The organism is Streptomyces sp. NPDC038213, from assembly GCF_055600495.1.
Window position 1 is genome coordinate 135,874 of sequence record NZ_JBVJYM010000002.1, and the last position, 20,873, is coordinate 156,746.

Genomic DNA, 20,873 nt, shown 5'->3' on the forward strand with positions numbered 1-20,873 from the left:
CGGGACAATGGGCCCATGAGTCTGTTCCGCGACGACGGCATCGTGCTGCGCACCCAGAAACTGGGCGAGGCGGACCGGATCATCACGATCCTCACCCGCGGCCACGGCCGCGTCCGCGCCGTCGCCCGCGGCGTACGCCGGACCAAATCCAAATTCGGCGCCCGGCTCGAACCCTTCTCCCACGTGGACGTGCAGTTCTTCGCCCGCGGCAGCGAGCTCGTCGGCCGCAGCCTCCCGCTCTGCACCCAGACCGAGATCATCGCCCCCTACGGCCGCGGGATCGTCACCGACTACGCCCGCTACACCGCCGGCACCGCGATGCTCGAAACCGCCGAGCGCTTCACGGACCACGAGGGCGAACCCTCCGTCCAGCAGTACCTCCTCCTCGTCGGCGCCCTGCGCACCCTCTCCCGCGCCGAGCACGAGCCGCACCTGATCCTCGACGCCTTCCTCCTGCGCTCCCTCGCGGTCAACGGCTACGCCCCCTCCTTCGAGAACTGCGCCAAATGCGGAATCCACGGGCCGAACCGCCACTTCTCGGTCTCCGCGGGCGGAGTGGTCTGCGGGGACTGCCGGGTCCCCGGTAGCGTCGTACCCTCGGCAGAGGCCGTCGCCCTGCTCAGCGCCCTGCTGACCGGCGACTGGGCCGCCGCGGACGCGTGCGAGCCGCGGTACGTCAGGGAGGGCAGCGGACTGGTCTCCGCCTACCTGCACTGGCACCTGGAGCGCGGGCTACGCTCCTTGCGATACGTAGAGAAATAAGGAGCGCAGCGCCATGGCACGACGCGGGATCCTGGGACGCACCCGCCGCGAGTACCTCACTCCCGAACCGCACCCCTCCGGCGAGCGCCCGCCGAAGATCCCCGGGGAGCTCGTCCCCAACCACGTCGCCATCGTCATGGACGGCAACGGCCGGTGGGCCAAGGACCGCGGGCTCCCGCGCACCGAGGGCCACAAGGTCGGCGAGGGCGTGGTCCTCGACGTGCTCAAGGGCTGCCTGGAGATGGGCGTCAAGAACCTCTCCCTGTACGCCTTCTCCACCGAGAACTGGAAGCGCTCGCCCGACGAGGTCCGCTTCCTCATGAACTTCAACCGCGACGTGATCCGCCGCCGCCGCGACGAGATGAACGCGCTCGGCATCCGCATCCGCTGGGTCGGCCGGATGCCGAAGATGTGGAAGTCCGTGGTCCAGGAGCTCCAGATCGCCCAGGAGCAGACCGTCGACAACGACGCCATGACCTTGTACTTCTGCGTCAACTACGGCGGCCGCGCCGAGATCGCGGACGCCGCCCAGGCCATCGCCCGCGACGTGGCCGCCGGCCGGCTGGACCCGTCGAAGGTCAACGAGAAGACCTTCGCGAAGTACCTGTACTACCCCGACATGCCGGACGTGGACCTCTTCCTGCGCCCCAGCGGCGAGATGCGCACCTCGAACTACCTGATCTGGCAGAGCAGCTACGCCGAGATGGTCTTCCAGGACGTGCTGTGGCCCGACTTCGACCGCCGCGACCTGTGGCGGGCCTGCCACGAGTACGCCAGCCGCGACCGCCGCTTCGGCGGCGCCCTGCCGAACGAGATCCCCGGCCAGGGCCAGCCGAAGGGCTGACCGGCAGCGGATGTGCGCGAGCCCCCCGCCCGTGGGTACGGGCGGGGGGCTCGCGCATCGCCTCCGGGCCGGCGGTCAGGCCGCGGGCTTGCCCTTCGCGCAGTCCGCGCAGGTGCCGAAGATCTCCACGGTGTGGGCCACGTTCACGAAGCCGTGCTCCGCGGCGATGGCGTCCGCCCACTTCTCCACGGCCGGACCCTCCACCTCGACGGCCTTGCCGCACATCCGGCACACCAGGTGGTGGTGGTGCTCGCCGCTGGAGCAGCGGCGGTAGACGGACTCGCCGTCACTGGTCCGCAGCACGTCCACCTCGCCCGCGTCGGCCAGCGACTGCAGGGTCCGGTACACGGTGGTCAGGCCCACGGAGTCGCCGCGGTGCTTGAGCATGTCGTGCAGCTCCTGGGCACTGCGGAACTCGTCCACCTCGTCCAGGGCGGCCGCCACGGCGGCCCGCTGCCGGGTCGATCGGCCTCGCACTGGCGCGGTCTTCGTCTCGCCGGGCGCAGTCCCCACCGGTTCCTCCTCACATCGGCCGAAGGGCCATTGTGCCAGTCCCGCCGCCGCGCGCAGGCCCGGCGGGCGGGCGCTGCGGCGGTGCGGCTCAGACCCTCACATCGTCCCGCGTGCAGTGCTCCCCGGCCCCCCGGGCGCTCCTGGCCCGCCTGCGGGCCAGCGGTGCGGACACCGCGGAGAGCACCAGGAACACCCCGATCGTGAGCAGGACGATAGCGGCGCCCGAGGGGGCCTCGACGTAGTACGTGCCGACGGTGCCGGACACGGAGACGGAGACGCTGATCGCGATGGCCAGGGCCAGGGTGGCGGTGAACCCGCGGGTCAGCCGCTGGGCCGCCGCGACCGGCAGCACCATCATGGCGCTGACCAGCAGCAGGCCCACGATCCGCATGGCCACGGTGACGGTGACCGCGGCGGTGACCGCGATGAGCAGGTTCAGGGCGCGCACCGGCAGCCCGGTGACCTTGGCGAACTCCTCGTCCTGGCAGACGGCGAACAGCTGCCGGCGCAGTCCGATGGTGATCGCGACGACGAAGGCCGTGAGCAGGGCGATGGCGGTGACGTCCTCGGCCGCGACCGTGGTGATCGAACCGAACATGAAGCTGACGAGGTTGGCCGTGGAACCGCCCGGCGCCAGGTTGATGATCATGACTCCGCCGGCCATGCCCCCGTAGAAGAGCACCGCGAGCGCGATGTCGCCGCTGGTCTTGCCGCGGGAGCGGATCAGCTCCATGCCGACGGCGCCGACCACGGCGACCAGGGTGGCCATCCAGACCGGGCTGGTCTGGAGCAGGAAGCCGAGGGCGACGCCCGTCATCGCGACGTGCCCGATGCCGTCGCCCATGACCGCCTGCCGGCGCTGGACGAGGTACGTGCCGATGGCGGGCGCCGCGATGCCGACCAGGAGGGCGGCGATCAGGGCCCGCTGCATGAAGGCGGGTTCGAGGAATTCCATCAGCTCAGCAGTCCCGTCCGGAGCGGCTCGGCATCGTGGGCCGCATGGGGGTGTACGTGGTCGTGGCCGGGCAGGGCGTGCTGGCCCACGGCCTCCGGGGGCGGGCCGTCGTGGACGACGCAGCCGTCGCGCAGGACGACGGCCCGGTCGATCAGGGGCTCCAGCGGGCCCAGCTCGTGCAGGACGAGCAGCACGGCGGCCCCGGCCGCGACCTGCCGGCGCAGGGCGTTCGCCAGGACCTCCTGGTTGCCGAGGTCCACGCCCGCCATCGGCTCGTCCATGATCAGCAGTTCGGGCTCCACGGCCAGCGCCCGCGCGATCAGCACCCGCTGGTGCTGGCCGCCGGAGAGGGCGTTCACCGAGGTCTCGGCGCGGGGGAGCATGTCCACGAGCGCGAGCGCCCGGTCCACGGCCTCCCGGTCGGACCTGCGCAGGAAACCGAAGCGGGAGCGGGCCAGCCGCCCGGCGGTGACCACCTCGCGGACGGTGGCGGGGACCCCGCTGGCGGCGGTGGTGCGCTGCGGTACGTACCCGATGCGCGACCAGTCCCTGAACCGCTTGAACGGGGTGCCGAAGAGGGACAGCTCGCCGCCGGTCAGCGGCACCTGGCCGACGACGGAGCGGACGGCCGTGGACTTGCCGGAGCCGTTGGCCCCGAGGAGGGCGACGACCTCGCCGCGGCGGACGGTGAGGTCCACCCCGCGCAGGACGGTGCGCGAGCCCAGCGAGGCCGTGGCCCCGCGCAGGGATATGACGGGCTGCTCCGCTTCCGCGGAGCCCGCCCGGTCCGCCGGTGCCGTGGACTTCATGGCCTGCGCCTCCGTCGCTGCTGGGGTGGTCACTTGGCGCCGAGCGCCTTCTCGAGGTTCTTCAGGTTGGCCCGCATGACCTCGAAGTAGTCCTTGCCCTGGGACGTGTCCGTGATGCCTTCCAGGGGGTCGAGTACGTCCGTCTTGAGGTTGAGGTCGCCGGCGAGGGCGTCGGCGGTCTTGGGGCTGGCGAGGGTCTCGAAGAAGACGGTGGTGACCTTCTCCTTGCGCGCCAGGGCCTGGAGGTCCTTCATCCGGGCCGGGCTGGGCTCGGACTCGGGGTCCACGCCGCTGATGCCCTCCTGGTCGAGGCCGTAGCGCTCGGCGAGGTAGCCGAAGGCGGAGTGGGTGGTGATGAAGGTGCGGGTGGCCGTGTCCTTCAGGCCGGAGGCGAACTCGCCGTCGAGGGTCTTCAGCCTGGCGACCAGGTCGGCGGTGTTCTTCTCGTAGGCGGCGGCGTGGGCCGGGTCGGCCTTCGCGAAGGCCTTGCCGACGCCCTGGGCGACCTCGGAGTACTTCACGGGGTCGAGCCAGACGTGCGGGTCCTCGCCGGCCTCGCCGTGGCCGTGGTCGTGGCCGTCGCCTTCGGCGTGGCCCTCGTGCTCGCCGTGGCCCTCCTCGGCGTGGCCGTCCCCGCCCGCGGTGCCGTGGGTCTCCATGGTGGTCAGCGCGGCCGCGTCCACCTTCGCGCCGGCGCCGGACTGCTCGACGGCCTTGTCCACGGCGGGCTGGAGGGTCTTCAGGTAGAGGACCACGTCCGCCTCGTCGAGGGCGGCGGTCTGCCGGGCGGTGATCTCCAGATCGTGCGGCTCGACCCCGGGCTTGGTCAGCGAGCTGACCGCCACGTGGTCCCCGCCTATCTGCTCGGCGAGGAACTGCACGGGGTAGAACGACGCGACGACGTCGAGCTTGCCGTCCTTGTTCCCGCCCGATGCGGTAGCCCCGGAGCAGGCGGTGAGGGCCGTGCCACCGAGGGCGACGGCTCCGGCGAGGGCGGCGGCGGGTATCAGTCGTCGTACGTTCATGACACTCATTTTCATCAAAAATGGAAACGGTTGTCAAAACCCCCGTCGGGCAGGGCTGCCTCGCGCGCGGTATAAGAGGAACCGATTTGAAACCGGGGGTGATGCCGCCGGTACGCTAAAGGCTTCTCCGTTCGTCCTCGTAATGAAGAGAGCACCGTGGCCGCCGACAAGATCGACACCATCGTCAGCCTCAGCAAGCGCCGTGGCTTCGTCTACCCGTGCAGCGAGATCTACGGCGGTCAGCGTGCCGCCTGGGACTACGGGCCGCTGGGTGTCGAACTGAAGGAGAACATCAAGCGCCAGTGGTGGCGTTCGATGGTCACCGCGCGCGAGGACGTCGTCGGTATCGACTCCTCCGTGATCCTCGCCCCCGAGGTCTGGGTGGCCTCCGGTCACGTCGCGACCTTCTCGGACCCGCTGACCGAGTGCACCGCCTGTCACAAGCGCCACCGCGCGGACCACCTGGAAGAGGCCTACGAGGCCAAGCACGGCCGCCTGCCCGAGAACGGCCTGGCCGACGTCAACTGCCCCAACTGCGGCAACAAGGGCCAGTTCACCGAGCCCAAGCAGTTCTCCGGCATGCTGGAGACCCACCTCGGCCCGACCCAGGACACCGGCTCGAAGGCCTACCTGCGCCCCGAGACCGCCCAGGGCATCTTCACCAACTTCGGCCAGGTGCAGCAGACTTCCCGCAAGAAGCCGCCGTTCGGCATCGCGCAGATGGGCAAGTCCTTCCGGAACGAGATCACTCCGGGCAACTTCATCTTCCGGACCCGCGAGTTCGAGCAGATGGAGATGGAGTTCTTCGTCAAGCCGGGCGAGGACGAGCAGTGGCAGGAGTACTGGATGCAGCAGCGCTGGGACTGGTACCTCGGCCTCGGCATCCGCGAGGAGAACATCCGCTGGTACGAGCACCCGAAGGAGAAGCTGTCCCACTACTCGAAGCGCACCGCCGACATCGAGTACCGCTTCAACTTCGGCGGCAACGAGTTCTCCGAGCTCGAAGGCGTGGCCAACCGCACCGACTTCGACCTCAAGGCGCACTCCGAGGCCTCGGGCCAGGACCTGTCCTTCTTCGACCAGGAGGCCGGCGAGCGCTACGTGCCGTACGTGATCGAGCCCGCGGCCGGTGTGAACCGCGCGATGCTCGCCTTCATGCTCGACGCGTATGTCGAGGACGAGGCGCCCAACGCCAAGGGCGTCATGGAGAAGCGCGTCGTCATGCGCCTCGACCCGCGCCTCGCGCCGGTCAAGGTCGCCGTGCTCCCGCTGTCTCGCAACGAGAAGCTCTCCCCGAAGGCCAAGGGCCTCGCGACCGACCTGCGCAAGAACTGGAACATCGAGTTCGACGACGCGGGCGCCATCGGCCGCCGCTACCGCCGCCAGGACGAGATCGGCACGCCGTTCTGCGTCACCGTCGACTTCGACACCCTGGACGACAACGCGGTCACCGTGCGCGAGCGCGACACCATGAAGCAGGAGCGCGTCTCCCTGGACCAGATCCAGTCCTACCTGGGCGCCCGCCTGCTGGGCTGCTAGTCCCCGGGCCTGCGGGCCCCCTCCGGGCCTGCGGGCCCACCCGGCTGTACGAAACCCCCGGCTCCGTCCTCGGAGCCGGGGGTTTCGCCGTGCCGGGGGATTCCCTTACGGCTTGGAGGGGTTCGGCTGCGGCCGCCGGGCTCAGGGGCGCAGGCCGCGCACCACCAGGGAGGTGACCGCCTCGAACTCGGAGGCGATCTCCGGGCGGGCCCACTCCGGCGCGTACTGCGGATCGTGGAACCGCGAGGTGGCGTCGAAGACCGCCCGGGCCGTCGCCGGCACGTCCCCGGCGGCGAACTCGCCCGCGGACGCGCCCTGCGCGATGATCCGGCCGAGCTGCCCGATCAGCTCGTCGAGGTGGGCGTCGACCACGGAGCTGTTCTCGGCGAGCAGCACGGTGTACGTGGCGAACAGCTCGGGGTCGTCGCCCGCCTTGTGCCGCTTGGCGTCGAACAGGGCCTCCAGCCAGGACTCCAGCTTGGAGGGCGCGGCCTCGGCCGGTGCCGCCGCGATCTCCTCCAGCCGGCCCGCGGTCCTGTCCAGCCAGCGGCTGGTCACGGCCTCGCGCAGGGCGGCCTTGGAGGGGAAGTGCCGGTACACCGTGCCGTGGCTGACGCCCAGGGCCCGGGCCACGTCCACGACGGTGGCCTTCGCGGGGCCGTAGCGGCGCAGCACCTCCTCGGTGGCTTCGAGGATGCGCTCGGGGGTCAGGGCTTCGGCGGCTGGCATGGCACGACCGTACCCGGATCTCAGTGCTCGCTGTCCAGGTGGGCCATCTGCGCCGCGGGATAGCGCTCGCCCGCCGCGGAGTCCGCGGGGACGGCCGCCTCGATCGCGGCGAGGTCGGAGGCGTCCAGCGCGAGGTCCAGGGCACCGAGTGCCTCGGCGAGGCGGTCGGGGCGGCGGGCGCCGATCAGGGGCACGATGTCCGAGCCGCGGGACAGGACCCAGGCGATGGCGGCCTGCGCGACCGTGACCCCGCGGGACTCGGCGACCTTGCGCAGGGCCTCGACCAGGTCGAGGTTGCGGTGGAGGTTGTCCCCCTGGAAGCGGGGGCTCATCCCGCGGAAGTCACCGGCGGACAGGGCCCGGTCCCGGGTGAAGTGCCCGCTGATCAGGCCGCGGGAGAGGACCCCGTACGCCGTGACGCCGATGCCGAGCTCGCGGGCGGTCGGCAGGATCTCCGCCTCGATGCCGCGGGATATGAGGGAGTACTCGATCTGGAGGTCGGAGATCGGGGCGACGGCGGCGGCGCGGCGCAGGGTGTCGGGGCCGACCTCGGACAGGCCGATGTGCCGGACGTGTCCCGCCTGGACGGCCTCGGCTATCGCGCCGACGGTCTCCTCGATCGGTACGGCCGGGTCGACGCGGGCGATGCGGTAGACGTCGATGTGGTCCCGGCCGAGGCGCTGGAGCGAGTACGCGAGGAAGTTCCTGACGGCCTCGGGGCGGCCGTCGTAGCCCGTGAAGCCGCCTTCCACCGTGCGCAGGGCGCCGAACTTGACGCTGGTCAGGGCCTTGGCGCGGGCGGCGGGCGGGGCGGAGCGGAGGGCTTCGGCGATGAGGAGCTCGTTGTGCCCCATGCCGTAGAAGTCGCCGGTGTCGAGCAGGACGTCCGTGCCGTCGGGGGCGGCGGCCAGGGCGGCGTGGATGGTCGCGATCGACTCGGTGCGGTCGGCTTCGCCGTAGAGGGCGGACATGCCCATGCAGCCGAGGCCGAGGGGGAAGACGGTGGGGCCGGTCGAACCGAGGGTTCGCGGGGTGTGGGGGGCCTGGGGGGTCTGCGTGTGCGTCGTCATGCAATGAGAATGGCATGACCGATGACAGATTTCAATATCTGTCACTCCGTGGGTTGAATGGTCCACCGGTGGGGTGGGGGGGTGGGTGGGTCGGTGTGCGGTGGGTTCGGCCGCTGCGCGGGGCTTTCCCCTACCCGCCCCTTCCCGAAGCGGGGGCTCCGCCCCCGCACCCCCGCGCCTCAAACGTCGGCGGGGCTGGATGTTGCCGGGGTGGGTGGGTCGGGTGCCGGTGGGGGGTGGGTTCGGGGCTCCGCCCCCGCGCCCCCGCACCCCCGCGCCTCAAGCGCCGGCGGGGCTGGGATTCGCCGGCGGTGGATGGGTCGGGTGCGGCCTGGGGGGTGGCCGGGGGTGCTCAGTTCTGGGGGCGGTCCGGGGGTGCTCAGTTCTGGGGGTGGTGGAGGGGGGAGGGGTGGGGTGGGGTGCCGGTTTCCGGAAGGGGGGTGGGGGAGTGGCGGGGGGTGGTGAGGAGGGTGACGGTGGTGATGAGGGCGCCGCAGGCGGTGATGATCCACCAGGCGGGGCGGGCGGCGGTTTCGAAGGAGGCGGCCAGGGTGGTGGCGGCTTGTGCGGGCACGGGACCGGAGGCCGCGGTCCAGGGGCCCGAGGCCAGGACGGCCCCGATGACGGCTACGCCGAGCGCGCCGCCCGTCTGGCGGCTGGTCGAGGCGACCGCCGCCGCCACCCCCGCCTGGGCCCTCGGCATGCCGGACACCGCGGCCACCGTGATGGGGGCGTTGACCAGGCCGAAGCCGATGCCGAAGAGGGTGAGGGCGCACAGGAGCAGCGCCGGACGGCTCGCCGCGTGGAAGACGGCGAAGAGCAGGCCGCTCGCGGCGGTCGCCGTGCCCGCCGCGAGCAGCGGCAGCCGGGGGCCGACGGCTGCGACCAGCCGCCCCGAGAGGGGGGAGCAGACGATGGCGGCGCCCGCCATGGGCAGCAGGGTGAGCCCGGCCCGCAGGGCGCTGTATCCGCGTACCTCCTGGAGGTACAGGGTGGTCAGGAAGAGCAGGCCGGACAGGGCCGCGAAGGCGCAGACGGCGGTCACGGTGGCACCGCTGAAGGGCGGGCTGCGGAAGAACCGCGGGTCGATGAGGGGTTCGTCGCGGCGGGACTCGTACGCGACGAGCCCAGCGACGGCGCCGGCCGCCACCCCCGCGCAGGCCAGGGTCTGCGGGGTCGTCCACCCGGCCGCCGGGGCTTCGATGATCCCGAAGGTCACGGCGGCCAGCAGGGTCGCGACCAGCGCCTGGCCCACCGGGTCGGGCCGGCGCGGGCGCGGGGCGCGGGACTCCGGTACGTACCGCAGGGTCAGGGCGAGGGCGGCGAGGCCGACCGGGAGGTTGACCCAGAAGACGGCCCGCCAGCCGACCGTGTCGACCAGCAGCCCGCCGACGAGCGGGCCCAGTGCCATCGACAGTCCGGCGACGGCTCCCCAGGCGCCGATGGCGCGCGCCCGCTCGCGGGGCTCCGTGAAGGTGTTGGTGATGATCGACATCGCGACGGGGTTGAGCATCGAGCCGCCCACGGCCTGCACGGCCCGGAAGGCGATCAGCCAGCCCAGCCCGGGGGCGAGGGAGCAGAGCAGCGAGCCCAGGGTGAAGAGGACCAGGCCGGTTGCGAAGACCCTGCGGCGGCCGATCCGGTCGGCGGTGGACCCGGCGAACATCAGCAGCGAGGCCAGGACGAGCGTGTACGCGTCCACCGTCCACTGCATGCCCGCGACGGAGGCGCCCAGTTCGCGGCGCATCGACGGCAGGGCCGTGTGCAGCGCGGTGGTGTCCAGGCTGACGATCAGCAGGCTGGTGCAGCAGATCGCCAGGACGAGGATGCGCCGCCGGCGGCTCGACTCGGTCACTTCTCGATAGTACGCCTAACTAAGGAAATGGAGGATGGGGGAGAATGGGGGGATGACCACGCTCCCCCCCGCCCTCTCCATCGGCCCGCACACCGTGCAGCCGCCGGTGGTGCTCGCGCCGATGGCCGGCATCACCAACGCCCCGTTCCGTACCCTCTGCCGCGAGTTCAGCGGCGGCAAGGGGCTGTACGTGAGCGAGATGATCACCACGCGGGCGCTGGTCGAGCGCAACGACAAGACCATGCAGCTGATCCACTTCGACGCCGCCGAGACCCCGCGCTCGATCCAGCTGTACGGGGTCGACCCCGCCACGGTCGGCAAGGCGGTCCGGATGATCGTCGAGGAGGACCGGGCCGACCACATCGACCTGAACTTCGGCTGCCCCGTCCCCAAGGTCACCCGCAAGGGCGGCGGCTCCGCCCTGCCCTACAAGCGGAACCTGCTCCGGGCCATCCTGCGCGAGGCCGTCGCCGGCGCCGGGGACCTCCCGGTCACGATGAAGATGCGCAAGGGCATCGACGACGACCACCTCACCTACCTGGACGCGGGCCGGATCGCCGTGGAGGAGGGCGTGACCGCCGTCGCCCTGCACGGCCGCACCACCGCCCAGCACTACGGTGGCACCGCGGACTGGGAGGCCATCGCCCGCCTCAAGGAGCACGTGCCGGAGATCCCCGTGCTCGGCAACGGCGACATCTGGTGCGCCGAGGACGCCCTGCGCATGGTCCGCGAGACCGGCTGCGACGGCGTGGTGGTCGGCCGCGGCTGCCTGGGCCGCCCGTGGCTGTTCAACGACCTCGTGGCCGCCTTCGAGGGCCGGCCGCAGGACTACTACGCCCCGAACCTCCGCGAGGTCGCGGCGGTCATGCTGCGGCACGCGACCCTGCTGGGGGAGTGGATCGGCGACGAGACCCGCGGAGTGATCGACTTCCGTAAGCACGTGGCCTGGTACCTCAAGGGCTTCTCGGTCGGCTCCGAGATGCGCAAGAAGCTGGCGGTCACCTCCTCCCCGGCCGAGCTCGACGCTCATCTGAGCGAGCTGGACCTGGACCAGGCCTGGCCCGAGAGCGCGGACGGCCCCCGGGGCCGTACGTCCGGAAACAACCGGGTTGTCCTCCCGGACGGCTGGCTCAAGGATCCGTACGACTGCGCAGGGGTGAGCGAGGAAGCCGAACTGGACACGTCCGGGGGCTGAACGGCGGGCGTGATATGCGCCACGCATGCGAGGGGTTGCGCTCAGATGAGCGCCTTCACCGCGGATGCACTTCTCAAAGGGTGGCACTGGGTGCCACCCTTTGTTCGTTCAAGAAGTGAACGCAAATGTATCGATGATCGCTCACCTGAGCGTGTTCAGGCCTGTCCCGGGGGTCCGGGCTTCGGAAGGTGAACGATCTTTCTCGGTTCTCGCTACCGTTGAGTTACTTTCGATCTGCTGGCGGACGGGTGGTTGAAGCCCCATGACCGCCAAGTGGACGTACCGCAACGCCTTCGATCTGGGTATGTTCCTGGCCGTCAGGGCAGCCACCGAGTCCTCGAGGAGTCGAGACCCGTGTCGGAAAACAAAGATCAGAAGTTCGTCTACGACTTCACCGAGGGCAACCGGGACCTCAAGGACCTTCTCGGCGGCAAGGGTGCCAACCTCGCCGAGATGACCAACCTGGGTCTCCCCGTGCCCCCCGGCTTCACCATCACCACCGAGGCCTGCAAGGTCTACCTGGAGAGCGGCGAGGCCCCGGCCGCGCTGCGCGACGAGGTCAGCGCCCACCTGGACGCCCTCGAAGCGACGATGGGCAAGAAGCTCGGCCAGTCGGACGACCCGCTGCTGGTCTCCGTCCGCTCCGGCGCCAAGTTCTCGATGCCGGGCATGATGGACACGGTCCTCAACATCGGCCTCTCCGACGCCTCCGTCGAGGGCCTCGCCGTCCAGGCGAAGAACGAGCGCTTCGCCTGGGACTCGTACCGCCGCCTGATCCAGATGTTCGGCCGGACCGTCCTCGGCGTGGACGGGGAGCTCTTCGAGGAGGCCCTCGAGGAGGCCAAGGCCGCCAAGAAGGTCACCGTCGACACCGACCTCGACGCCGCCGACCTCAAGGCCCTGGTCGCGCAGTTCAAGGAGATCGTCAAGGCCGAGACCGGCCGCGACTTCCCGCAGGACGCCCGCGAGCAGATGGACCTCGCCGTCCACGCCGTCTTCGACTCCTGGAACGGCGACCGCGCCAAGCTCTACCGCCGCCAGGAGCGCATCCCCGGCGACCTGGGCACCGCGGTCAACATCTGCTCCATGGTCTTCGGCAACCTCGGCCCCGACTCCGGCACCGGCGTCGCCTTCACCCGCGACCCCGCCAGCGGCCACGCGGGCGTCTACGGCGACTACCTCCAGGACGCCCAGGGCGAGGACGTGGTGGCGGGCATCCGCAACACCGTGCCGCTCGCCGATCTGGAGCAGATCGACAAGAAGTCGTACGACCAGCTCATGGGCATCATGGAGACCCTCGAGACGCACTACAAGGACCTGTGCGACATCGAGTTCACCATCGAGCGCGGCCAGCTGTGGATGCTGCAGACCCGCGTCGGCAAGCGCACCGCCGGCGCCGCCTTCCGCATCGCCACCCAGCTCGTCGACCAGGGCCTCATCGACGAGGCCGAGGCCCTCCAGCGGGTCAACGGCGCGCAGCTCGCCCAGCTGATGTTCCCCAAGTTCGACGAGACCGCCGAGGTGGAGCAGGTCGGCCGCGGTATCGCCGCCTCCCCGGGCGCGGCCGTCGGCAAGGCCGTCTTCGACTCGTACACGGCCGTCAAGTGGTCGCGCTCCGGCGAGAAGGTCATCCTGATCCGCCGCGAGACCAACCCCGACGACCTCGACGGCATGATCGCCTCCGAGGGCATCCTGACCTCGCGCGGCGGCAAGACCTCGCACGCCGCCGTCGTCGCCCGCGGCATGGGCAAGACCTGTGTCTGCGGCGCCGAGGAGCTCGACGTCGACACCAAGCGCCGCCGGATGACCACGTCCTCGGGAGTGGTGGTCGAGGAGGGCGACGTGGTCTCCATCGACGGCTCCACCGGCAAGGTGTACCTGGGCGAGGTACCGGTCGTACCCTCCCCGGTCGTCGAGTACTTCGAGGGCCGGATGCACGCCGGCGCCGACGACGCCGACGAGCTGGTCCAGGCCGTCCACCGGATCATGGCGTACGCCGACCGGGTCCGCCGCCTGCGGGTGCGCGCCAACGCCGACAACGCCGAGGACGCGCTGCGCGCCCGCCGCTTCGGCGCCCAGGGCATCGGCCTGTGCCGCACCGAGCACATGTTCCTCGGCGAGCGCCGCGAGCTGGTCGAGCGCCTGATCCTCGCGGACACCGACTCCGAGCGCGAGCAGGCACTCAGTGCCCTCATGCCGCTCCAGAAGAAGGACTTCGTCGAGCTCTTCGAGGCGATGGACGGCCTGCCGGTCACCGTCCGCCTGCTCGACCCGCCGCTGCACGAGTTCCTGCCCGACATCACCGAGCTGTCGGTGCGCGTCGCCCTCGCCGAGGCCCGCAAGGACCCCAACGAGAACGACCTGCGCCTGCTCCAGGCCGTGCACAAGCTGCACGAGCAGAACCCGATGCTGGGTCTGCGCGGGGTCCGCCTCGGCCTGGTCATCCCCGGCCTGTTCGCCATGCAGGTGCGGGCGATCGCCGAGGCCGCGGCCGAGCGCAAGAACGCCAAGGGCGACCCCCGCCCCGAGATCATGATTCCGCTCGTCGGCACCGTCCAGGAGCTGGAGATCGTCCGCGAGGAGGCCGACGCGGTCATCGCCGAGGTCGAGGCCGCCACCGGCACCGAGCTGAAGCTGACCATCGGCACCATGATCGAGCTCCCGCGGGCCGCGCTGACCGCCGGCCAGATCGCCGAGGCCGCGCAGTTCTTCTCCTTCGGTACGAACGACCTGACCCAGACGGTGTGGGGCTTCTCCCGCGACGACGTCGAGGCCAGCTTCTTCACCGCGTACCTGGAGAAGGGCATCTTCGGGGTCTCGCCCTTCGAGACCATCGACAAGGACGGCGTCGGCTCGCTGGTGCGGCACGCCGTCAAGCAGGGCCGCGCCACCCGCCCCGACCTCAAGCTCGGCGTCTGCGGCGAGCACGGCGGAGACCCGGAGTCGGTGCACTTCTTCCACGAGGCCGGCCTCGACTACGTCTCCTGCTCGCCGTTCCGGATCCCGGTGGCCCGCCTGGAGTCCGGCCGCGCCGCCGCCTCGAACGCGGCCGGCAGCGACAGCCGCTGACGCGGCGCGCCGAGCGCCCCGCAAGGCCCCCAGACGGCGCCCGCCCCGGGAGACCCTGACCTCCCGGGGCCGGCGCCTCCCACTCCGGAGCCGTCGCCGGCCCACCTCAACCCTCACCGAGGGGCCGGCGGCGGCTCCGGCATGTCCGATTTTGGTTGATCGTTCATTAACCGGAATTCACTCTCCGGCCGTACGCGCCCGCACACCAGCAGGCGGCGGACGGATCCCCACCCGTCCGCCGCCTCCTGTCAATCTGCCGGACACGTCGGCGCATCCCAAGGCGACCGACCGCCAGGCTCCGCAAAGCCCCCCACGGCCTTCGCGGAGCGTTTCCGGTCGCCCCGGAGTGTGCCCGGCGGAGTACAGCATTTCGCTTGTCACGCCCCTGCCGAAAGGGGTTTCAACTGTGGCCGAAAGGGCGTGGTGACGTCGCGTGACGGTGTGCATACTCGTGGGGCGGGGGGATTGCGGTTGCACAGGTGGGGGTTCGGTGCTGCGTATCCATTTCACTGGAGTGGACCTGGCACGGGTGCGGATGGCGGGAAGACCCGATGCGTTGTGGGAAACGATTCTGAGTTTCCACCGATTAAGAGACCGTCGGGATGTCCGGCTGTTCGGCGATTGGCGTACCGAAACCCGTACCCGGTTGAATGCTGAAACACGCCTCCTGGGCGCGTTGATACCTACTCGTGGGTACTTCCCGGACTTCCTCACCCCGGTCGAGGGCCGGTACGGCATGGACCTGGGGCTGGACGCGGTCGAGGGCACGAAGGCGCACCGGCTGCGCCGGGAGACCGCCCTGCTGACCGGGCCGGGCCGGGTGCTGTCCGGGCGCATCAGGGAGTTCGCGGAGGGCGGGCCCGGGCAGATGACCCGGCTGGTCGGCGAGCTGCGCCGGTACCACCGGGCGGCCGTGGAGCCGTACTGGCCGCACATCCAGGCCCAGGTGGAGGCCGAGCGGGCCGCCCGCGGCCGGGCCCTGCTCGACGGCGGCGCGGACGAGCTGCTGGCCTCGCTGCCGACGATGATGCGCTGGCGGGCACCGGTGCTGGAGTGCGACTACCCCGTGGACCGGGACGTGCGGCTGCGCGGGCGCGGGCTGCTGCTCCAGCCCTCGTTCTTCTGCCGCCGGACCGCGGTGACCCTCCACGACCCCGAGCTGCCCCCGGTGCTGGTCTACCCGGCCGCGGCGCAGTTCGCCTCGGCGCACCCCGGTGCGGAGCCGGGCCGGCCGGCGGAGGAGTACCGCCAGCGCACCCTCGGCAAACTCGTCGGGCACACCCGGTCCGTGGTGCTGCGGGCCATAGGGGACGGGGCGACCACCAGCGAGCTGGCGCGCCGCGCCGGGGTCTCGCTGGCCTCCGCGAGCCAGCACGCCTGCGTGATGCGGGAGGCGGGCCTGGTGACCACCCTGCGGCACGGCAGCGCCGTCCTGCACACGGTCACCCCGCTGGGCGCGGCCCTCCTGCGGGGCGGGGCCGTGGCCTCCTGAGGCACCCGCCGCGCGCCGCCCGGTGGTGCCCCGCCGGGCGGCGCGCGGAAGGCCCCCGGCCCCGGGGGGTACCCGGGGCCGGGGGCCTTGGACGTCCCGGCCGCGGCCGGACTTTGCGGTGGCAGCGGGTGCGGCCCGCCGCGGATCAGGTGCGGAAGGGGCCCGTCACCTCGTAGGTGATGCCGCCGGAGGAGCTGCCGCTCGTACCGCGCTGGCTGGAGAAGTACAGGCGGTTGCCGGCCGGGGAGAAGGCCGGGCCGCAGATCTCCGAGGAGGACTGGCCGGTGATCCGCAGGAAGGGCGCGACCACGTCGTCCGGGGTGATGACGCAGATCTCCATGTTGCCGCCGTCCTCGGCCACGTACAGGTCGCCGTACGTGGAGCCGGTGACGTTGTCCACACCCGTCAGGGGGGCGCCGCCGGAGACCAGGGAGTCGTCGTAGGCGAGCTCGTAGGTGCTGTTCAGCAGGTTGAGCTGCCAGACCCGGTTGTCGCCCTTGGTGGTGAACCACACGGTGTCGTTGGCGTAGTGGCAGCCCTCGCCGCCGTTGAACTTCTTCGAGCCCGAGACCTGGCTGCGGGTGGCGGTCGGGGAGCCGTCCGGGTCGGGCACGGTCTGCCAGGTGAAGGAGCCGGAGGAGGCCGTGCCCGCCTTGAGGACCTGGAGGGTGCCGGAGGAGAGGTTGCCCCAGGTGGTCGGGATGAAGCGGTAGAAGCAGCCGCTGGACTCGTCCTCGGTCAGGTAGATCACCTGGCGGACCGGGTCGGCGGCGGCCGCCTCGTGCTTGAAGCGGCCCATGGCGGGGCGCTGCACGGCGGCGTTCACGCCCCACGGGTCGGTCTCGTAGACGAAGCCGCGGTCCACCTCCTCGCAGGACAGCCAGGTGTTCCACGGGGTCTTGCCGCCCGCGCAGTTGGTGCGGGTGTTGGAGAGGATCCGGTACGCGCCGGTGACGGTGCCCGAGGAGTTGAACTTCACCGCGCTCGCGCCGCCGCTCGGGTTGATCTCGGAGTTGGACACGTAGATCCACCCCGAGCCGTCGGCGAAGCAGGCTCCGCCGTCGGGGGCGCTGTGCCAGGTGTACGAGGTGCCGCCGACGGTCTGCCCCGAGCGGGCGATCACCCTGCTGGTGAACCCGCTGGGCAGTTGGATCCCGTTCGCGTCCGCCGCGCCGAGCGCTCCGTAGGGCCCGGGGCCGGGCTGGGCGGGGGCTGCGTACGCGGCCCCGCGCATCAGCGTGCCGCCGAAGGCTGCGGCCGAGGTGCCGATCGCGGCACCGCGCAGGAAGGTACGACGTTCCACGGTCACTCCATGGGGGAGACAGGCCCCGCGGCCGGGTGGTCGCGGGGTCGCGCCGAGGAACATAGGAGTGCCGAATTGACGGCGCGTCAACGGTACGTGTCGCGCCGGGGGCCGGGGGGAGTCCTCCGGGCGGCGGGGCGGCGGCCCGTCGGGGTCCCCGCCGCCGGGGCGCCGCGGCCGACGGGGACGGGGAGGCGGACCGGGTTCTCGCGGCCTCGCCTCGCCTGCTCTGACCTGCGGTTTTTCGGGTCGGGCAGAATTCTTGGAAAAAAATTGCCAGGAACCGATGAGTTCCGTGGTGCCAAGGGGTCTACCCCTCGAACGCAGCACCGGCAAGGCCGGGCACGCACCGAGAGAGAAGAGACGCCATGTCCGCCACCATGATCTTCGTGAACCTGCCGGTCAAGGACCTGGAGGCGAGCAAGGCCTTCTGGGGCAAGGTGGGCTACTCCTTCAACCCCCAGTTCACCGACGAGACGGCCGCCTGCATGGTCATCAGTGACACGATCTTCGCGATGCTTCTGACCGAGCCCAAGTTCCGGGACTTCACCAAGAAGGACATCGCGGACGCCACCCGCACCACCGAGGCGATCATCGCCCTGAGTGCGGACGACCGCGAGGGCGTCGACCGCCTGGCCGACGCGGCCCTCGCCGCGGGCGCCACCCAGACCCGCCCGGCCGACGACTACGGCTTCATGTACGCCCGCTCCTTCGACGACCTGGACGGGCACCAGTGGGAGGTCGTCTGGATGGACGTGGAGGCCGCCGCGGCCCAGGGCTGAACCGGCGGCCGGCGCCCGGCCGGGGAAGGCGGCCCGGCCGGGCCCCCGTCACCCGGTCGGGGCCGTGCGCACCCGGTAGACCGGCACCGCCACGTCCTCGTCGTCCAGGCACCGGCCCGACTCCAGGTCGAAGCGCTGCTTGAGGAGCGGGGAGGCGACGAAGGGGCGGCCGGAGGCCGAGCCGAGGAGGCCGCGGGAGAGCACCTGCGCCCCGGTGAAGGGGTCCTGGTTCCCGATGGCGTACGGGCGTCCCGCGCGGTCCACGAAGACCGCCGCCTGGCTGCCGTCGGGCAGCAGCGCCGCCACGCCCCGGCCGGGGGTGACGGCGGTCAGCTCGCAGACCGTCAGCCAGTCGTCTTCGAGGCACAGTTCGATGGTCATCGGGCGGAGCTTCCTTCCAGGGAGCGGCGCGGGCCCGGGGTCAGCACGGTCAGGTCCGGCTTGACCTGGTCCCGCTCGGGGACGAAGCGCACGGAGGGGTCGGGCGCGCCGGGGGCGTTGACGAAGGACACGAAGCGGCGCAGCCGGTCCGGGTCGCGGAGGGTCTCCGCCCATTCGTCGCGGTAGTGCGCGACGTGGTCGGCCATCAGCGCCTCCAGCTCCCCGCACAGCCCGAGCGAGTCGTTCACGACCACGTCGCGCAGGTGGCCGAGGCCGCCCTCCAGCCGCTCCAGCCAGGTCGAGGTCCGCTCCAGCCGGTCGGCGGTGCGGATGTAGAACATGAGGAACCGGTCGATGAGCCGGACCAGCTCGTCGTCCGTGAGGTCCTGGGCGAGCAGGTCGGCGTGGCGCGGGGTCGCGCCGCCGTTCCCGCCGACGTACAGGTTCCACCCGTTGGCGGTGGCGATCACCCCGAAGTCCTTGCTCTGCGCCTCCGCGCACTCGCGGGCGCAGCCGGAGACCGCCGACTTCAGCTTGTGCGGGGCGCGCAGGCCCCGGTAGCGCAGCTCCAGCTCGATGGCCATCCGGACGCTGTCCTGGACCCCGTACCGGCACCAGGTCTGCCCCACGCAGGACTTCACGGTCCGCAGGGCCTTGCCGTACGCGTGCCCGGACTCGAAGCCGGCGCCGACGAGCCGGGCCCAGATCTGCGGGAGCTGGTCCACGGCGGCCCCGAACAGGTCGATCCGCTGCCCGCCCGTGATCTTCGTGTACAGCCCGAAGTCCCGGGCCACCTCGCCGATGACGATCAGCTTCTCGGGGGTGATCTCCCCGCCGGGGATCCGCGGCACCACCGAGTACGAGCCGTTGCGCTGCATGTTCGCGAGGAAGTGGTCGTTGGTGTCCTGGAGGGCGCCCTGCTCGCCCGCGAGGACGTAGCCCTCGGCGCCGATGGTCGGGGCCAGCGAGGCGATGATCGAGCCCACGGCAGGCTTGCAGACCTCGCAGCCGTCCCCGCCGCGCGCCGCTGCCCGCCCGTGGCTGTCGAGCAGCCCGGCGAAGGAGGTGACGCGCAGGGTGCGGACGATCTCGTACAGCTCGGCGCGGGTGTGCGGGAAGCAGCCGCACAGCCCCTTGTCCCCGGCTGCCGGGAGCAGCTGGCCGATCACCTTGATGCAGGAGCCGCAGCCGGTGCCCGCCTTCGTGCACTTCTTGACCTCGGGCAGGGAGGTGCAGGCGGCGACGGCCTTCTTGGTGACGTTGTGGCAGGAGCAGATGACGGCCTCGTCCGGCAGGGAGGCCGGGCCGAGGGCGGCGGGGGCGCCGGTCCCGGCGGGCAGCACCAGCTGCTCGGGGGCCACGGGCGGCACCGAGCCGGTGAGCGGGCGCAGCAGCCCGTAGGAGTCGGCGTCGCCGACCAGGACCCCGCCGAGGAGGGTGCCGTCGGCGGCGACGACCAGCTTCTTGTAGACCCCGGAGCGGGAGTCGGAGTACACCACGTCGAGGCAGCCCTCGGCGGCGCCGTGGGCGTCTCCGAAGGAGGCCACGTCCACGCCGAGCAGCTTGAGCTTGGTGGACAGGTCGGCGCCGGTGAAGCGGCGCTGCTCCAGCCCGCCCGCCAGGTGGTCCGCGGCGGTCTGGGCCATCTCATAGCCGGGGGCGACGAGCCCGTACACGCGGCCGTCGGAGGCGAGGGCGCATTCGCCGATGGCGTAGACGTGCGGGTCGGAGGTCAGGCAGTGCCCGTCCACGGTGATGCCGCCGCGCTCGCCGACCGCCAGACCGCAGTCCCGGGCCAGCTGGTCGCGGGGGCGGACCCCGGCGGAGAAGACGACGAGCTCGGTGTCGACGGTGGAGCCGTCGGACAGCTTCATCCCGGCGACGGAGCCGTCGGGCCCGGTGACGATCTCCTGGGTGCCGACCCCGGTGTGCACGGTCAGCCCCATGCCCTCCACGGTCCGCAGCAGGGCCGCGCCGCCGCCCTCGTCGACCTGTACGGGCATCAGGCGGGGCGCGAACTCCACGATCCGGGTGCCCAGGCCCAGACCCTGGAGGGCGCCGGCGGCCTCCAGCCCGAGCAGCCCGCCGCCGACCACGGCCCCCTGGGAGCGGCCCTGCGCGTACTCCTCGATCGCGAGGAGGTCCTCGATCGTGCGGTAGACGAAGCAGCCGGGGGCGTCCTTCCCGGGCACCGGCGGGACGAAGGGGTACGAGCCGGTGGCGAGCACCAGCCGGTCGTACGCGAAGACCGCGCCGGAGCGGGCGGTGACGGTACGGGCCTGCCGGTCCACGGACTCGGCGGGGTCGCCGAGGTGCAGCTCGATCCCGTGCTCGGCCATGAACCCGGCCGGGGTCAGGGACAGGTCCTCGGCGGTGCTGCCGGAGAAGTATGAGGTCAGGTGCACCCGGTCGTAGGCGGGCCGGGGCTCCTCGCACAGGACGACGATGCGGTGGGTCCGCCCCGTGACTCCGCGTTCGGCGAGCGCTTCGAGGTAGCGCTGACCGACCATGCCGTGCCCGATGAGCACGATCGTTCGGGGGTGGGTCATG

The 20,873-nt window shown here is 71.7% G+C and carries 17 protein-coding genes; 7 read left to right on the forward strand and 10 right to left on the reverse strand.

Going from position 1 to position 20,873, the window contains the following annotated elements; genetic code table 11:
• Window positions 1-15: 15 nt before the first annotated feature.
• Complete coding sequence (gene recO / locus ACZ7JZ_RS03325; protein WP_470932671.1) at window positions 16-762, forward strand: DNA repair protein RecO; 747 nt, start codon at window positions 16-18, stop codon at window positions 760-762.
• A 13-nt stretch (window positions 763-775) separates the two neighbouring features.
• Window positions 776-1,606 carry an isoprenyl transferase gene (locus ACZ7JZ_RS03330; RefSeq protein ID WP_470932673.1) on the forward strand — a complete coding sequence of 277 codons (831 nt, stop codon included), beginning with the start codon at window positions 776-778 and terminating at the stop codon, window positions 1,604-1,606.
• A gap of 75 nt (window positions 1,607-1,681) precedes the next feature.
• Here the strand turns inward: ACZ7JZ_RS03330 and ACZ7JZ_RS03335 are convergent, their stop codons facing one another.
• From ACZ7JZ_RS03335 to ACZ7JZ_RS03350, 4 genes are all read right to left on the reverse strand, one after another.
• Window positions 1,682-2,119 carry a Fur family transcriptional regulator gene (locus tag ACZ7JZ_RS03335; protein WP_470932675.1) on the reverse strand — a complete coding sequence of 146 codons (438 nt, stop codon included), beginning with the start codon at window positions 2,117-2,119 and terminating at the stop codon, window positions 1,682-1,684.
• 88 nt (window positions 2,120-2,207) lie between these two features.
• A complete protein-coding gene (locus tag ACZ7JZ_RS03340; protein WP_470932677.1) occupies window positions 2,208-3,074 on the reverse strand; it encodes a metal ABC transporter permease in 867 nt (288 codons plus the stop codon).
• Window positions 3,074-3,883, reverse strand: coding sequence for a metal ABC transporter ATP-binding protein (locus ACZ7JZ_RS03345; RefSeq protein WP_470933366.1), 810 nt, complete (start codon window positions 3,881-3,883; stop codon window positions 3,074-3,076). The genes ACZ7JZ_RS03340 and ACZ7JZ_RS03345 overlap by 1 nt, the downstream gene beginning before the upstream one ends.
• A gap of 29 nt (window positions 3,884-3,912) precedes the next feature.
• Window positions 3,913-4,908: a metal ABC transporter substrate-binding protein gene (locus tag ACZ7JZ_RS03350; protein WP_470932679.1), complete on the reverse strand. Its 996-nt coding sequence runs from the start codon at window positions 4,906-4,908 to the stop codon at window positions 3,913-3,915.
• A 156-nt stretch (window positions 4,909-5,064) separates the two neighbouring features.
• Between ACZ7JZ_RS03350 and ACZ7JZ_RS03355 the strand changes: the two genes are divergently transcribed.
• A complete protein-coding gene (locus ACZ7JZ_RS03355; RefSeq protein WP_470932681.1) occupies window positions 5,065-6,447 on the forward strand; it encodes a glycine--tRNA ligase in 1,383 nt (460 codons plus the stop codon).
• A gap of 141 nt (window positions 6,448-6,588) precedes the next feature.
• On the opposite strand, the gene ACZ7JZ_RS03360 is transcribed toward ACZ7JZ_RS03355, so the two are convergent.
• From ACZ7JZ_RS03360 to ACZ7JZ_RS03370, 3 genes are all read right to left on the reverse strand, one after another.
• Window positions 6,589-7,176, reverse strand: coding sequence for a TetR/AcrR family transcriptional regulator (locus ACZ7JZ_RS03360; RefSeq protein ID WP_470932683.1), 588 nt, complete (start codon window positions 7,174-7,176; stop codon window positions 6,589-6,591).
• Between the two features lie 20 nt (window positions 7,177-7,196).
• Entirely contained in the window at window positions 7,197-8,246 is a 1,050-nt protein-coding gene (locus ACZ7JZ_RS03365) for an aldo/keto reductase (RefSeq protein ID WP_470932685.1), read from the reverse strand.
• A 379-nt stretch (window positions 8,247-8,625) separates the two neighbouring features.
• On the reverse strand, window positions 8,626-10,101 hold the full coding sequence (locus ACZ7JZ_RS03370; RefSeq protein WP_470932687.1) for an MFS transporter: 1,476 nt from the start codon (window positions 10,099-10,101) through the stop codon (window positions 8,626-8,628).
• Between the two features lie 52 nt (window positions 10,102-10,153).
• Between ACZ7JZ_RS03370 and dusB the strand changes: the two genes are divergently transcribed.
• The 3 genes from dusB (at window position 10,154) to ACZ7JZ_RS03385 (ending at window position 15,857) form a co-directional block, all read left to right on the forward strand.
• On the forward strand, window positions 10,154-11,296 hold the full coding sequence (dusB, locus tag ACZ7JZ_RS03375) for a tRNA dihydrouridine synthase DusB (RefSeq protein WP_470932689.1): 1,143 nt from the start codon (window positions 10,154-10,156) through the stop codon (window positions 11,294-11,296).
• Window positions 11,297-11,650: 354 nt separating this feature from the next.
• Window positions 11,651-14,365 (forward strand): pyruvate, phosphate dikinase, encoded by a 2,715-nt coding sequence (gene ppdK, locus ACZ7JZ_RS03380; RefSeq protein WP_470932691.1) that lies wholly within the window; start codon window positions 11,651-11,653, stop codon window positions 14,363-14,365.
• Window positions 14,366-14,855: 490 nt separating this feature from the next.
• Complete coding sequence (locus ACZ7JZ_RS03385) at window positions 14,856-15,857, forward strand: ArsR/SmtB family transcription factor (RefSeq protein ID WP_470932693.1); 1,002 nt, start codon at window positions 14,856-14,858, stop codon at window positions 15,855-15,857.
• A 145-nt stretch (window positions 15,858-16,002) separates the two neighbouring features.
• Here ACZ7JZ_RS03385 and ACZ7JZ_RS03390 read toward each other — a convergent pair whose 3' ends face one another.
• Window positions 16,003-17,160 carry an alkaline phosphatase PhoX gene (locus ACZ7JZ_RS03390; RefSeq protein ID WP_470932695.1) on the reverse strand — a complete coding sequence of 386 codons (1,158 nt, stop codon included), beginning with the start codon at window positions 17,158-17,160 and terminating at the stop codon, window positions 16,003-16,005.
• A gap of 368 nt (window positions 17,161-17,528) precedes the next feature.
• On the opposite strand from ACZ7JZ_RS03390, the gene ACZ7JZ_RS03395 reads away from it, so the two are divergent.
• Window positions 17,529-17,942 carry a VOC family protein gene (locus ACZ7JZ_RS03395; RefSeq protein WP_470932697.1) on the forward strand — a complete coding sequence of 138 codons (414 nt, stop codon included), beginning with the start codon at window positions 17,529-17,531 and terminating at the stop codon, window positions 17,940-17,942.
• A gap of 48 nt (window positions 17,943-17,990) precedes the next feature.
• Here the strand turns inward: ACZ7JZ_RS03395 and nirD are convergent, their stop codons facing one another.
• Window positions 17,991-18,323 carry a nitrite reductase small subunit NirD gene (gene nirD / locus ACZ7JZ_RS03400; RefSeq protein WP_470932699.1) on the reverse strand — a complete coding sequence of 111 codons (333 nt, stop codon included), beginning with the start codon at window positions 18,321-18,323 and terminating at the stop codon, window positions 17,991-17,993.
• On the reverse strand, window positions 18,320-20,872 hold the full coding sequence (gene nirB / locus ACZ7JZ_RS03405) for a nitrite reductase large subunit NirB (RefSeq protein ID WP_470932701.1): 2,553 nt from the start codon (window positions 20,870-20,872) through the stop codon (window positions 18,320-18,322). The genes nirD and nirB overlap by 4 nt, the downstream gene beginning before the upstream one ends.
• Between the last annotated feature and the right edge of the window lies 1 nt (window position 20,873).